Source organism: Lysinibacillus sphaericus, from assembly GCF_006864135.1.
Classification (GTDB): domain Bacteria; phylum Bacillota; class Bacilli; order Bacillales_A; family Planococcaceae; genus Lysinibacillus.
Map to the genome: position 1 here is coordinate 42,550 of NZ_SADV01000020.1, position 15,275 is coordinate 57,824.

Here is a 15,275-nt window from a genome sequence, read left to right on the forward strand (position 1 = left end):
ATTTTTTTTGCCTAAAATACGATCAAGGAGGAAGTAATAATCATGAAGTTGTTTAAAAATGTTTCATTAAAAAACAAACTTTTACTAACGGTTTCTATTATTGTTTTGCTTCTAATTGCTATTATTACTACACAAAGTATTAGAGAATTAAACAATCGAATGTCTGTTGATTTAGAGCAAGAGTTGAAAAGTGTTGGTTTATTGACAGCTATGAATCTTGATAGGAATGATGTTAAAGATTTATTGACTGAAAAGGGAGAGACTAATGCTAAATTTAAAAAAATTCAAAAGCAACTCGATAAGATTCAAGAAGAACAAGGGATTATGAGTTGGAGCTATATTTGGGATGTGAAGGACGCAGATGGCGTTAACCCGATCGGCTATACATCTAATTTGAACGATGTCTATGAAGCGGGTGAAATCTTTACTGATTTAGCAGATGAACATGTAAAAACAGCTAAATTGGCAATTAAAAATGATAGCACTGCTGTAACTGATATTTTCGAAGATCCTTATGGTTCATGGCGAACTGTGTTTACCCCTATTAAAGATGACAATGGCAGGCTCATTGCTTTATTAGGTATTGATTATTCTGCGGACTACATAAATACCATCATTAAAACAAGTGTCATAAAACAAATCGTTATAGCTGTTATTGGAATTTTACTTCTATTAGTTTTACTCTACATAATTATTGATCGTCTATTAAAACCACTTAAGAAAGTAGTGAACGCTGCAAATCAAGTAGCGAATGGAGAATTAATAAATGTAGATTTAGAAATAACGAAGGACGAAATCGGAAATTTATCTAAATCTATTAAAACGATGGTTTCCAATTTACAACATATTATTTTAAATATTAGAAATACATCTGACAACGTTTCTTCTGCTGCTAATCAGCTAACTGTTAATGCAGCAGAAACATATAACAGCTCAACAACTATTGCTCAAGACATGGGACAAATCACGCAAAACGCTGAGGCTTCAATGGTTATGACTGAGGAAACAGCTGCTGCTATGGAGGAAACAGCGACAGGTATCCAGCAAATTGCTGACTCTGCTAATACGGCAGCCGAATCATCTATTTCTGCTTCTCAAGCTTCAGAACGTGGAAATCATGTTGTTCAGCAAGTCATTGCACAAATGGAGTTGATTAATGATTCTGTTGAACAAATCGGTACAACAATAAACGGATTACATATCAATACGAAAAAAATTAGCGATATCGTAAATCTTATTACAGCCATAGCAGATCAAACAAATCTACTAGCATTGAATGCGGCAATCGAAGCTGCTAGAGCAGGAGAGCATGGGAAAGGCTTCGCGGTTGTCGCTGATGAGGTTAGACGATTAGCGGAACAATCATCGCAGTCTGCCACGGAAATATACAATTTAATTAGTACAATTCAAGCTGATTCAAATGCCTCTATCACTGTTATGGAAAAAGGTAAAGAAGATGTAAAGGCTGGTATGGAGTTTACAAACGAAGTAGGGGAAATCTTTAAAGAAATTCTCACTTCATCAGAACAAGTTGCCAGTCAGATACGTGAAATTTCAGCTGCATCTCAACAAATTTCAGCTTCTTCGGAGGAAGTAGCAGCATCTGTCAATAATATTAAGCAATCTGCGGAGCAGTCATCTGAATTCTCGGCGAATGTGTCAAATGCAACTCAAGAGCAATTGACGACCATGCAAGAGGTGAAAGAAGCATCTTCTTCATTAGGAAAAACAGCAGAAGAATTGCAGGTACTTGTAGCAAAATTCAAATTGGAGAACGATCAATAATGGACATTAATTTTAAAGGAAAAAATGTACTAATTACGGGTTCAAGTAAAGGAATCGGCAAAGCCATTGCTTTGGGCTTTGCCGAGCAAGGGGCCAATATATGTATCAATTATATTGGTGATGATAACGAGGCAGAGGAGGTTCGTGCGCAAGCAGAAAAGTTTGGTGTACAAGCTATAAAATGTAATGCAGATGTATCGAACTCTCAACAAGTTCAAGCTATGTATCAGTATATGGACAAACAGTTAGGCGAAATTGATATTCTTGTCAATAACGCTGGGTTCGCGCAGGCTTCAAGCATTACGGATTTAACAGATGAGCAGTGGGATAAAATGATCAAAGTTCATCTATATGGTTGTTTCTACAATTGTCGAGAAGCAGCAAAAAGAATGAAAGAACGAAACAATGGAAAAATTATTAATATTTCTTCTGATATTGGTAGTTTAGGTTGTGAGGAATTTACGCATTATTCTGCTGCAAAGGGTGGTATTAATGCATTTACGAAGGCTTTGGCACGAGAGTTAGCACCTTCGATACTAGTCAATGCAGTAGCTCCTAGTGGTACATTTACAGACATCCTAAAGGAATTTGGAGAGAATTATGTAGAGGAAGAGTCTGCTAAATATCCGTTAAAACGATTAGCTCAACCAGAAGAAATCGCAAAGACCGTGTTATTTTTAGCTTCAGAAAATGCGAATTTCTATACGGGTCAAGTATTAACACCAAATGGCGGAGTCGTTATGAACGGTTAATGTGAAAAACTGAGGAGCAATACTATGTTAAATATAATCATCTTTAGCTTATACTTAATTTTTATTTATTACATTGGATATAAAGGATACAAACGGGTTAATACTGCGGAGGATTTAATTGTTGCTGGGTGGAGCATGCCTTTATCTGTTGTCACAGGAAGTCTAGTGGCTGCCTTATTAGCAGCCCCATTCTTCTTTGCAGCAGTAGGCTCTGGTTATACAAGTGGCGGCTTTGAAGGTTCAGCGACAATGGGTGGTTTAGGGACTTGTATGATTCTTGGAGCACTCATTTGGACGAAGCCATTACGTAGATTAAAGGGCTGGACATTAGCAGATTACTATGGATTAAGATATGGCAGTAAAAAGCTCGGTGCTTATACAGGCGTCGTAATGGCGATTGCCTTTGGTGTCTTTAATGCTGCTGCGTTAACAGTTGGTGGCACGTATATTATTCAGCAGCTATTACAAATTGATTTCGTTCCAGCAGCATTACTTTTTGTATCATTAACTGCCTTATATTCTGTAATTGGGGGCCTTTGGGCTGTAGCCTATACGGAAATTGTTCAGGGGGCACTGGCAGTAGCGGGTATAGTAGGGATCACAATTTTTATCTTATTCTATTACCCTGATGTAACATTTAACCCGGAGTGGTGGAATATTAGTGAACTCTTCAATAAGGCTGGAGCAGAGTTTTGGACACTATATCTTGTGTTAGCACTTGGTGATATTCCGGCAGTGGACTTAGGACAAAGGGTAGCCGCGGCTAAAAGTCCAAAAGTAGCTCAGCGCAGTATGATTATAGCTGGGACCATTATTATCGCTATTAGCTGGATTCCGGGTATGCTAGGAGAAGCGTTCAAAACGATTTATCCTGGTAGTACAAATCCAGAGACATTGATGCTTGCCTTTGCTCAAGGATATTTCCCACCGTTATTAGCAGCCATCTTTTTAACAGCAATGGCAGCGATGGGGATGTCTACTGTAGCAGCGTGTTATGTTGCAACTTCAGGAATTGTCACGAAAAACATTTATTTAGACTTTATTAATCGTAACCCAGATCCTAAAAAACTATTAAAATTTTCAAGACTTATTATTATTTTAAGTGCTTTGCTAGGTTTAGTTTTAGCGGTCAGCTTCCAGAAAGTCATTGATTTAGCCTACTTGGCATGGGATATTGTATTCGTAACAATTTTCTGGCCAATCGTTTTAGGGCCGTTTTGGAAGCGAGTAAGTACACCTGCAGTTTGGGCGAGTATATCTGTCGGGTTAGTATATTACATTATTACATCTTTAACACATGTGCCTAGTCTTACTATCCAATCAGAAGGATTTTTAGGTTTATTAAATGAGCTGTGGCAGGCACCTGTTTTCTCAGGCGTTGTGATCACAGGTATTACAATTGTTATTGTTAGTTTGATTATTCCACCTTCGCAACATGTTCTCGAGATGCATAAAATTGAAAAAGATAAGACTTTAGACAATGTAGGCAGTAAAGAGGAATTAAAGGAACATTCAAATTGATAATTATTTATAAATAAAAATGGAAACATGAGGGCAATGATTTTTAATGCCCCCATGTTTTTTTATGCGGACAACAACACTAGCTTGTTTTGGCAAAAAAAGCACTTCGGGAATGGATAAATTTTACCAGAGGAATGTTGTGAAATTTATTGTTACAAAAATTAAAAAGTAAGTTTTCACATAGAAAATTATTGTCTGAGGAGATTACAGCAGGCGTTGTGGAAATAACGATGCTTGCTAATAAGGCTGCAAAGGTAAGAGAGAGTGGATGGAGCAGTAAAGCTACAATCAAGATAACCTCCATTTTAATGGCAGAATAACTGGTCCTATAGAAATTAAGAATGAAAAGATAATCGTTAGAATAAAATTTCTATTAACATGGATGAAATAAACCTATCGATTATCTTTTTGAGGGTGGGATATGGATGAAAACCTTTTTTCTTATATTTCTAGGAATGACCTATTTATTATTAGCAAAGTTAGTCGAAGCGGCTATCTTTAGCAACGTCTATTTTTTAATTGGTTTAGGAGTATTAATAGCAGGAATTATTCGATATGTTAAAGAACGATATATCTATAACAATAGATTAAATGAAATGAAAGAGGCTAGTGAGGAGGAGTTTATGGCTATCACTCATACGCATTGCATCATCTCAAATGATTGTTTAAATGCTTTATTACTAAATGAACTAACAAATACACTTTTTCTCGTAAGTAGAGAAGATTTAGAAGAAGATTTGATGAAAAAAGAAATCTCATTCAATAAAATATATGAAGTAGCTATAGTGGAGGACGAAATGTATATTGCTAGGACTAGCAATAGTTTAATAAGTGGTTCATTACTTGGTGAAGATCTGGATATAGAAGAGGAATTCGATGATGAGGACCCTGAGGATAACGCTGTGTCTCAATTGACGTTGAAAATTGTAGCTGATAACTTATCTGATCCTATTCTAGAATTTGTTTTTCTGGATAACGGTGAGCCTATATCAAGAGAAGAGGATGCGTATCAAGAAGCGTTAGAGTTATGTGAGGAATGGTTTCAGAAGATCAGTGTTATTATCAAACGTTATGAGCTTGAAAGGGTACCTATTAGACAGTGGCAATAAATTAAAATATAGAAAAGAAAGCTATCTCGGACGTAATGTCGAGATAGCTTTTTTAGATTGATATTTTAAATGCTTAGGTAGTGAACCAAAGTGCTCCGTTATTGTCCAAAATTGCTTGGGGTACCAAAGAAATCTCTGTTAAAGACCTAACACGTTCACGTTCTCCAAATTAAGAATCCGTACTTTAAATTTTAAATCGCTGTAATTGGATATTTAGCTCTTCAGCCATACTAGCGAGTTGATTTGCACTCCTTGAAATTTCCTCCATAGTAGCGGCAGTTTCCTCTACAGTTGCTGTTGTTTGTTCTACACCAGCTGCAGACTCTTGAGAAATAGAAGCCATTTCATCAACAGAGACATTGATAGACTCGGAATTTTGAGCAACTTTATTTAAATTGCCTGAAATGGTATTTATGTTAAGGATCATTTCTTCAACGGCTCCCGAAATTTGGTCAAATGTTTCATTTGTTTGATTTAGTTGGGCGTTTCCTCTTTTTACTTCCTCATAGCCGGATTGCAGAGCAGTTGTTACATTGCCAGTTTCTCCTTGAATACGGTTGACGATTGTTGAAATATCAGTGACAGAGAATTGTACTTGTTCTGCAAGTTTACGAACTTCATCGGCTACAACTGCAAAACCTTTACCATGCTCTCCTGCGCGAGCTGCTTCGATGGCAGCGTTTAAGGCAAGTAAATTTGTTTGATTTGAAATATCATCAATGACAGAAACAAGCTTGGAAATTTCAGCAGACTGCGCATTCAAGCCTTCAACTTTTTTCACTGAATTTAACACAATCTCATTAATAGCTGCCATTTGTTGTGTTGACTGTATCATTAAGTCTTTACCAGTTGTTGTTAGTTCTTGTACATGACTTGAATGTTCTTTTAATTTAATGCCTTCCTGTGTTGTTTCATGAATACTGCGTTGGAAAGAAGACATTGTTCCGGCTAAATCACCTGCTGTAGATGCTTGCGTTTCTGTGCCAGAGGCTAGCTCCTGCATAGTCACGGTAATTTGCTCTGTACCTGATTGCACTTCATTCGAAGATTGGGCCAGCTCTTCGCTACTAGCTGCTACTGTTTCGGAAACGGTATAGATTGAGCTAATCGTTTGCTTTAATTTTTCATTCATTTCATTGGCGGAAAGCATTAATTGACCAATCTCATCACGATGAGTTATTGGAAGTAGTTCATGGTGCAAATTGCCATCCGCTAATTCACTCATGCGCTTTGAGACAATCGTAATAGGCTTAGAAATATCTCTAGCAGTGACAATAGCGATTAGGACACCTGCGATTGTCAATACAATGCTAACAATCATTCCAACTGTTTTATTGCTTAAACTTGTTGATACTACGTCATCTCCTACCTTAGTAATGGCATCCGAGCGTTTATTGGCTAAGTCTTCATAACCAACACGAACTTCGATTACAAGATTATTCATAGCTGTTAAATTTTTTAATGCTAATTCTCTATCACCTTTTTTATAAACATCGAATACTTCGGTGTTAACGCGATTGCTCCATGTACGTGCCATTTCTACTAGCGCATCACGCTCAGGTGTATTTTCGTATTTCTCTATAATACTGTTATTTTCTTCTGCTACTTTACGATATTCATTAAACATTTCTATGTATTTTTCATCACCAGATACAACATAACTTAAAGCTGCAGAGAGACGAACGCTCATAGACATTGCTAAATTTTTACTTGCCGTTAAGACTTGTAAATCTTCTTTTACTAAACCTTCTGCTTGTTTTTCCATCTTATTATTAGAAATATAAGAATAGGCTGTAAAACAAACAACTAATACTAATAAAAGAAGAAATGCACTTAATATTCGAGCTTTAAGTGTTTTAAACTGAAAAATACCTTTCATCTTTTCCCACCCTTTGCTAAATGGTCTCTAAAATATAATTGTTGTTATAGTACAAATATTATTTTATAACTAAATCTTTATATAAATAAGCCCTTTTAATGGAAAAATGAAAAATAGTTTTTTAGTACAATAATATTTTGGTGTTAAAGGGGTAGGTAGTTAAAAATATAGTATCTTATGTGCAATTATGAAATTTTTTTAATATTTTTATGTATTTTTTCCTATTTAAGAAAAAGCACTTGCTGCACAAGTGCACCAAGCGCTCTAAATCAGAAAAGAAAACATTTCGCCATTTTTCAGCCGAGTCGTCATTCATTATTGTTGTTTTGCTTTTTTAGCTAGTCGTTCCCATTGTAGTAATGATGGATATGGATCAAATGCCCATTCTGTACGTCCATTGAACTTATATATGCCATAGTGAAGATGAGGCGGGAATTTTCCGGACGTTCCTTCTTTACCGTAGCCAGAACTACCAACATAACCGAGAACAGTTCCAGGCTCGACAAAGTCGCCTACATTAATCTTCTTATTATAACTACCGAGATGGGCATAATAATGATATGAGTTATGATTATCACGAACTCCTATGCGCCAACCACCAAATTGGTTCCAGCCTTTTATTTCTACTACTCCATAAGAGGTAGAAAGTACGGGAGTACCATAGCTAGCGAAAATATCCGTTCCTTCATGAATACGGCGTCCACCCCAGCCCCTATTGTCTCCCCATGTACTCCGATAACTGTAATCGTAATTAGTAGGGATTGGGAATGTGTGGTCATCGAGCTCAGTTGATTTGAAATGACTATACATTTTGGAAATGGTGAAGATTTGATTTACGGCCTGTTCACTTCCGTAATATTCCCATAAAGCTAATTTAAAGTCCTCATCAGTTGTTCCAAATTTACTTAAAAATGTAGCCATGGAGAAAATTATATCGGCATCATTCTTTGGGCTGGCAACTCCGTCACCATTGCCATCTAATCCCATCCCGCCAAAGTAACTAATTGTTTCTGGGCGAGTATCATCTCGTACAGGATTTAAAGCACCTGACCAATATTCATCAGAAAATTGAATGGCAATGATACCATCCCGTTTCGGAATATCTTTACGAACGGATTGTAAATTTCGTTCATATTGATCAATAGCTGCTAAGAAATGCCATGGGATAAGTAATTCATCAAATTGTACGTAATAGGCCATACGTTGCTGCACAATTTCTTCTTGGGTGGGTTCTTCTTTTGCTAAAGCAACAGAGGGGAGAGTAAAACTCCATAATAACATCCATAATAAAAGGAATATAAAATGGCGCAAATAGTGGACCTCCTTTCTAACGTTAGAATAACCGAATTTTTTATCTTCATTCAGCACTTTTTGTGGGAAAATGAAGCGGTAGAAATGAGCAATTTTTGTGAAAGACGACGCACGTAAGGTTGATTTCCGTTCCGGCTGGGCGCTTTGTAGCTGCTTCGCTTTCGCACAGATAAAACATTTGTAGCTGCCGCTTCGCTTTCGCACAGATAAAACATTTTGTAGCTGCCGCTTCGCTTTCGCACAGATAAAACATTTTGTAGCTGCCGCTTCGCTTTTGCACAGATAAAACATTTTGTAGCTGCAACTTCGCTTTTGCACAGAGCAAAGCTTCCTGGGGGCGTCCGATGAAACAGATGTTTTTTGTGCGAAAGCGTAGTGAAACGTAGCGGCAGCAACAGGGTGTTGGTCACGAAGGGCGTTATCACAGGATGTAAGCCTGCTGATCCCCAAGGAATCGCACCCTCCACTCTTCAGGTATAGTTTTAAAAAAATGATATCCCTTTTTGGAATAAGCCGAAAAACGTAAGGCGATTCGATTAGTGTTGTCATTCTTTTTTATATTTAGCGTTGTTTAAATTCCTGTTTTTCAGAGGAAAAAATTAAAAACGCAATAAGAATAAATTTCGACAAAGAAAAAGTATTGGGTATCATAATGTCATTTCCTTCATACTATGTTATAAATCAAGCCCTGAATGGAGGGAAGGCTATCAACATTTTAGATAAAGTGAAAAGCTATCGCGAAGAAGAAAATCGGCTAAAGTGGGAAGGTACATTTGCAGATTACTTAAACATCATCAAGGAAAGACCTGAAGTTGCTCAAACGGCCCATTCACGCGTCTACAATATGATAAAAAATGCTGGTGTAGAGGAACGCGATGGGCAAAAAATGTATGAATTTTTTGGGCAAGAAATTTTTGGGCTTGAAACAGCAGTTGAAAGACTGGTGGAGGAATATTTCCATCCAGCAGCGCGAAGATTGGATGTTAGAAAACGTATTTTGTTATTAATGGGACCAGTAAGTGGTGGTAAATCAACAATAGTAACCTTGTTGAAACGTGGACTCGAGCAATTTTCGAGAACAGATGAAGGTGCAGTTTTCGCAATTAAGGGATGCCCAATGCATGAGGATCCTCTACATTTAATTCCACATCATTTGCGTAATGATTTTTATGAGGAGTATGGTATACGAATTGAAGGAAGCTTATCGCCCTTAAATACGATGCGTCTTGAAAAAGAGTACGAAGGACGTATTGAAAATGTGATGATTGAACGTATTACTTTTTCTGAAGACAAACGTGTGGGCATAGGAACATTTACGCCGTCAGATCCAAAATCACAAGATATTGCAGATTTAACAGGTAGTATTGATTTCTCAACAATCGGTGAATTTGGTTCAGAATCTGACCCTCGTGCTTATCGCTTCGATGGTGAGTTAAATAAGGCAAACAGAGGTATGATGGAGTTCCAAGAAATGTTAAAGCTTGATGAAAAATTCTTATGGAATTTATTGTCTTTAACACAGGAAGGTAATTTTAAAGCAGGTCGATTTGCATTAATTAGTGCAGATGAGTTAATTGTTGCGCATACAAACGAAACGGAGTATCGTTCATTTATTTCAAATAAAAAGAATGAGGCGTTACATTCACGTATTATTGTCATGCCGATTCCGTATAACTTAAAAGTTAGTCAGGAAGAATTGATTTACGAAAAAATGATTAAAGAAAGCGATATGTCACATGTTCATATTGCGCCGCATGCATTGAAGGCCGCAGCAATCTTTTCGGTTCTAACAAGGCTGGAAGTACCGAAAAAACAAGGTGTGGATCTTATTAAAAAAATGCGACTGTACGACGGAGAAAATGTGGAGGGATTTAATTCCGTTGACTTAGAGGAGCTTAAAAAAGAGTTTCCGAACGAAGGCATGAACGGTATTGATCCACGGTATATTATTAATCGTATTTCTTCTGCTATTATCCGAAAAGAGATACCATCTATTAATGCGTTAGATGTTCTACGTGCACTAAAGGATGGGCTTGACCAGCATGCTTCCATTACTCAGGAAGATCGAGAAAAATATATGAACTATATTGCAGTTGCTCGAAGAGAGTATGATGAAATTGCCAAGAATGAAGTGCAAAAAGCATTCGTTTATTCGTATGAAGAGTCTGCAAAAACATTGATGAATAATTACCTCGATAATGTAGAGGCGTTTTGTAATAAAAATAAAATTTTAGATCCATTGACTGGTGAGGAAATGAATCCTGATGAAAAGTTAATGCGCTCTATTGAAGAGCAAATAGGCATTTCGGAAAATGCAAAAAAAGCATTCCGTGAGGAGATATTAATTCGTATTTCTGCTTATGCTCGAAAAGGTAAGCGTTTTGACTATAATTCTCATGAAAGATTACGAGAAGCAATACAGAAAAAATTATTTGCGGATCTTAAGGATGTCGTAAAAATTACAACATCTTCAAAAATGCCGGATGAATCACAGTTGAAAAAGATTAATGAGGTTGTGGCAAGACTTGTTGATGAGCATGGCTATAATACAACGTCTGCTAATGAATTATTGCAGTATGTAGGTAGTCTGTTAAATCGTTAGCGACCTATTCAGTGGAAACTATAAGACTATTGATAGGAATGAATAGGAGTGTCCCATTTTAGGGCACTCCTTTTATCTTCATTTAAGTTCAAGAAAGCGAATGACTAGCATAGTATAGAAAAAGCGAATTTGATAGATGGGTGAGGATAAAAATGACTGAAAACGATAATAAACGTTTTGCCATTTCTCAGGAAAATTGGTCCCTCCATCGTAAAGGGCACCAGGACCAGCAACGGCATATGGAAAAAGTTAAAGATGCTATTAAGAATAATTTACCCGATTTAGTTAGTGAAGAAAGTATTGTCATGTCCAATGGTCGTGAGGTAATTAAAATACCTATACGTTCACTTGATGAATATAAAATTCGATATAACCATGATAACTCCAAGCATGTTGGGCAAGGTCAAGGAGACAGTAATGTAGGTGATGTGGTTGCGCGTGATCCCAGCAGAGGCAATCAGGCTAATGGTAAAGGAAAAGAAGCTGGTGACAAGCCAGGTCAGGATTATTATGAAGCTGAAGTAAGCATTGAAGAGGTTCAAAATGTGTTATTTAACGAGCTTGAGCTACCAAATCTACAGCAGAAAGAAAAAGCGGATATTAAGACGGAAAAAGTTGAGTTTAACGATATTCGGAAAAAAGGTTTAATGGGAAATGTCGATAAAAAGCGCACAATCCTTAATGCGCTAAAGCGTAATGCTATGCAAGGAAAACCAGACATTACGCCGATTCATAATGATGATCTGCGTTTTAAAACGTGGGATGAAGTGGAAAAACCTGAATCGAAGGCAGTGGTCCTTGCCATGATGGATACAAGTGGTTCCATGGGCTCCTTCGAAAAATATTGCGCAAGGAGCTTCTTCTTTTGGATGACAAAATTTTTGCGCTCCAAGTATGAAACAGTAGAAATTGAGTTTATTGCGCATCATACCGAGGCGAAAGTAGTAACAGAAGAGGAGTTTTTTACGAAGGGAGAAAGCGGTGGAACGATTTGTTCATCTGCCTATATAAAGGCACTGGAACTAATTCGGGAAAAGTATAATCCTACTCGCTATAATATTTATCCAGTACATTTTTCAGATGGTGAAAATATTTCAATGGATAATGAAAAGTGCTTGAAGCTAGTGGGAGAGTTAATGGATGTATCGAGCATGTTTGGATATGGTGAAGTCAATCAGCATAACCGCTTTTCTACACTTATGTACACTTACAAAAAAATAGATGACCCTAAATTTAGATATCATATTTTGAGAAAAAAAGACGATGTGTACGATGCCTTAAAGAGCTTTTTCAAAAAAGATGAATCTTAAATCATGTTCAAAGGAGGAGGCGGAAAAGTGGAGATGAACGAGCTTGAACGAGCAATTGATGAAATCACAGAAATTGCCTCAAGCTTTGGCTTAGATTTCTTTCCAATGCGCTATGAAATTTGTCCGGCAGATATTATTTATACATTTGGCGCATATGGTATGCCTACTCGATTTTCACATTGGAGCTTCGGTAAACAATTCCACAAAATGAAGCTTCAATATGATTTAGGGCTAAGTCAAATCTATGAGCTAGTGATTAACTCTAACCCATGTTATGCATTTTTACTTGATACCAATACGTTAACACAAAATAAATTGATTATTGCGCATGTATTGGCGCACTGCGATTTCTTTAAAAATAATGTACGCTTCTCCAATACGAGAAGAGATATGGTGGAGAGTATGACTGCAACAGCTGAACGGATAGCTGGCTATGAAAGAGAATATGGAAAGGAAGAGGTCGAACAATTTTTAGATGCGATTTTAGCGATTCAGGAGCATATCGATCCTTCCCTTTTACGACCAAAATTGTCTTGGAATACGGAAGATGAACTTGAAGAGGAAAGTCCTCAAATAAAATCACCGTATGATGATCTCTGGCGTTTAGACGATAAGGAAAAAGAGTATAGATCGGTAAGGCGAAAAATAAAGCACTTCCCGCCAAAGCCAGAAAAAGATTTATTGCTATTTTTAGAGGAGCATAGTCGGGAGCTCGAGGACTGGCAGCGAGATATATTAACGATGATGCGTGAGGAAATGCTTTATTTTTGGCCACAATTAGAGACAAAAATAATGAATGAGGGCTGGGCTTCCTTTTGGCATCAACGCATCATGCGTGAGCTTAAGCTAACAACAGCGGAAACGATTGAATATGCGAAATTAAATGCAGGTGTTGTGCAGCCTTCAAAAACATCCATTAATCCTTATTACCTTGGTGTAAAAATTTTCGAAGATATTGAGAACCGCTATAATCATCCAACGGAAGAGATGAGAAAGCTAGGTGTTCAGCCAAACTCCGGTCGAGAGAAAATGTTTGAGGTTAGAGAGATAGAATCGGATATATCTTTTATCCGTAACTATTTGACGAAGGATTTAGCAAAACGTGAAGATCTATATTTGTTCCAGAAAAAGGGCAGTGAATACCGTATTACAGATAAGGAGCATGAAATGGTACGAGATCAGCTCGTATCGATGCGTGTAAACGGGGGATTCCCATATATCGTCGTTAAAAATGGAGATTACCTTCGGAACGGAGAGCTCTATTTAGTGCATGGCTATGAGGGGATGGAGCTCGATCCAATCTACTTAGAAAACGTTTTGCCGTATATTTATCAGCTATGGGGTCGTCCTGTACATTTAGAAACAAATGTGGATGGAAAGCCAATGCTTTATTCATATGATGGTACAAAAAATTATAAACGCAATGTGTGAGGTATGGTTCCTTGACGAATTACTGAAACGAAAAAACTTCTATCTGTGGTATGAAATATCCCTGCAGATAGAAGTTTTTTACAGTCTAGAATCAACGTTCATCGCCATAATTTCTGTTCCGCCAGGGCGTTTTCCTGGGGGCGTTCGATGAGCGCGGTCAACTTTATTCGTTGTTATTCTCATCTTCACTACTTTCACTATGATTCGAAGATGAATGAATATCGCTGTCGATAACTCTACTGTCTCTTACTTTTATGCCTTGTTGTCCGCCAGCTTCATCGTTGTCGTCACCAGCAATACCGCTTCGGCCGTTTCCATCAGCAAATTGGGAGTAGTACTGCCGTTTATGGCATTTGACCGCCTTGGTTGGCATTAGTACCTACATCCTTATTTATTTGTCCTCCACCTTCAGCCTTTTGTTCAAAATGGATTTCTTTATTGCCAATATTAATAGTAAGATGGATGGTAATATGATTTTTAGATAGATCTTTTGAATGTTCATTATTAGGCATAATTTTCACCTCCTTTATTTTAGCATTACTATTAAGTTATTAATCTTTCTTTAGCTTACTTGTTCATGTAGCCCTAAAATGTATAAATAATGTGAGGGGATGGAGACTGAAAAACTGTTCCTTATCGTAAAATTTGATAAAATGAATAGGATTTGAATATAAGAAGAACTGGAACGGTGAAACAACGTTGAGAACATTTAAAAAGGTTTATATAGAAATAACGAGTGTCTGTAATTTAGCATGTAGCTTTTGTCCTCCAACTGCTCGTGCAAAGGGACTTATTAAAGTAGAACAATTTAATAAAATATTGGATGAAATACGTCCCCATACGAAATATATTTATTTGCATGTAAAAGGAGAGCCACTTTTACACCCACGTATTGATCAGCTACTTGATGCAGCACATGAGAAAGGATTTAAAGTTAACATTACAACGAACGGTACACTGATTAAAAAGAATCGTGAAAAGATACTAGGAAAACCAGCCTTACGCCAACTCAATTTTTCTTTGCATAGTTTCGACGGTCATGAGGGATCGGAAAATCGTGAGAAATATTTAGGGGATATATTAGATTTTGTGCGTGCTTCGAAAGACTATAATACGATTATTTCATATCGATTATGGAATTTACAAAAGGATCATGTAACAGATATTGCGGCACGGAGAAATCGTGAAACGCTCGAAATTTTAGAAAATGAATATAATCTTGATTATCGCATCGAAGAAAAAGTGCAGCCTGGTAAAGGTGTAAAGATTGCTAATAATATTTATTTAAATCAGGATCATGAATTCAAGTGGCCAAGCTTACTGGAAGCGGAGGATGAAGGCAAAGGCTTTTGCCATGCACTACGAAGCCAAGCCGCTATTTTAGTGGACGGTACAGTAGTGCCTTGCTGTCTTGATGGTGAGGGCGTTATTAATTTGGGGAATGTGAATGAGAAATCCTTTACAGACATTGTTCAAGGAGAACGTGCAAATAATATTGTCGACGGATTTTCGCGTAGAGAAGCTGTAGAAGAGCTATGCAGAAAATGTGGCTATCGTCAAAAGTTTGGAATGTAA

At 37.2% G+C, this 15,275-nt stretch carries 13 protein-coding genes; 9 read left to right on the top strand and 4 right to left on the bottom strand.

What is annotated here, in order from left to right; genetic code table 11:
• Positions 1-42 precede the first annotated feature (42 nt).
• The 5 genes from C7Y47_RS18600 (at position 43) to C7Y47_RS18615 (ending at position 5,167) form a co-directional block, all read left to right on the top strand.
• A complete protein-coding gene (locus tag C7Y47_RS18600; protein ID WP_142510113.1) occupies positions 43-1,785 on the top strand; it encodes a methyl-accepting chemotaxis protein in 1,743 nt (580 codons plus the stop codon).
• Positions 1,785-2,537 (top strand): SDR family NAD(P)-dependent oxidoreductase, encoded by a 753-nt coding sequence (locus tag C7Y47_RS18605; RefSeq protein ID WP_142510114.1) that lies wholly within the window; start codon positions 1,785-1,787, stop codon positions 2,535-2,537. The genes C7Y47_RS18600 and C7Y47_RS18605 overlap by 1 nt, the downstream gene beginning before the upstream one ends.
• Before the next feature lie 24 nt (positions 2,538-2,561).
• Positions 2,562-4,058, top strand: coding sequence for a sodium:solute symporter family protein (locus C7Y47_RS18610; RefSeq protein WP_142510115.1), 1,497 nt, complete (start codon positions 2,562-2,564; stop codon positions 4,056-4,058).
• Positions 4,059-4,207: 149 nt separating this feature from the next.
• Positions 4,208-4,378, top strand: a complete 171-nt coding sequence (locus C7Y47_RS25040) for a hypothetical protein (RefSeq protein ID WP_185903530.1) — start codon at positions 4,208-4,210, stop codon at positions 4,376-4,378.
• Between the two features lie 105 nt (positions 4,379-4,483).
• Positions 4,484-5,167 (top strand): hypothetical protein, encoded by a 684-nt coding sequence (locus tag C7Y47_RS18615; RefSeq protein ID WP_142510116.1) that lies wholly within the window; start codon positions 4,484-4,486, stop codon positions 5,165-5,167.
• A gap of 184 nt (positions 5,168-5,351) precedes the next feature.
• On the opposite strand, the gene C7Y47_RS18620 is transcribed toward C7Y47_RS18615, so the two are convergent.
• Together C7Y47_RS18620 and C7Y47_RS18625 are read right to left on the bottom strand one after the other, a co-directional pair.
• Positions 5,352-7,046: a methyl-accepting chemotaxis protein gene (locus C7Y47_RS18620; protein WP_142510117.1), complete on the bottom strand. Its 1,695-nt coding sequence runs from the start codon at positions 7,044-7,046 to the stop codon at positions 5,352-5,354.
• 315 nt (positions 7,047-7,361) lie between these two features.
• Positions 7,362-8,357 carry a M23 family metallopeptidase gene (locus C7Y47_RS18625; RefSeq protein ID WP_436970119.1) on the bottom strand — a complete coding sequence of 332 codons (996 nt, stop codon included), beginning with the start codon at positions 8,355-8,357 and terminating at the stop codon, positions 7,362-7,364.
• A 706-nt stretch (positions 8,358-9,063) separates the two neighbouring features.
• Here C7Y47_RS18625 and C7Y47_RS18630 point away from each other — a divergent pair.
• From C7Y47_RS18630 to C7Y47_RS18640, 3 genes are all read left to right on the top strand, one after another.
• Entirely contained in the window at positions 9,064-10,959 is a 1,896-nt protein-coding gene (locus tag C7Y47_RS18630) for a PrkA family serine protein kinase (protein WP_142510145.1), read from the top strand.
• A gap of 152 nt (positions 10,960-11,111) precedes the next feature.
• On the top strand, positions 11,112-12,269 hold the full coding sequence (yhbH, locus tag C7Y47_RS18635) for a sporulation protein YhbH (protein WP_142510118.1): 1,158 nt from the start codon (positions 11,112-11,114) through the stop codon (positions 12,267-12,269).
• A 33-nt stretch (positions 12,270-12,302) separates the two neighbouring features.
• Complete coding sequence (locus tag C7Y47_RS18640; RefSeq protein ID WP_185903534.1) at positions 12,303-13,700, top strand: SpoVR family protein; 1,398 nt, start codon at positions 12,303-12,305, stop codon at positions 13,698-13,700.
• A gap of 163 nt (positions 13,701-13,863) precedes the next feature.
• Here the strand turns inward: C7Y47_RS18640 and C7Y47_RS25795 are convergent, their stop codons facing one another.
• Complete coding sequence (locus C7Y47_RS25795; protein WP_255505251.1) at positions 13,864-14,073, bottom strand: hypothetical protein; 210 nt, start codon at positions 14,071-14,073, stop codon at positions 13,864-13,866.
• Positions 14,045-14,212: a hypothetical protein gene (locus C7Y47_RS25800; protein ID WP_255505252.1), complete on the bottom strand. Its 168-nt coding sequence runs from the start codon at positions 14,210-14,212 to the stop codon at positions 14,045-14,047. Before C7Y47_RS25800 ends, C7Y47_RS25795 begins: the two co-directional genes overlap by 29 nt.
• Before the next feature lie 187 nt (positions 14,213-14,399).
• Here C7Y47_RS25800 and C7Y47_RS18650 point away from each other — a divergent pair, with 187 nt between their 5' ends.
• A complete protein-coding gene (locus C7Y47_RS18650; RefSeq protein ID WP_142510120.1) occupies positions 14,400-15,275 on the top strand; it encodes a radical SAM/SPASM domain-containing protein in 876 nt (291 codons plus the stop codon).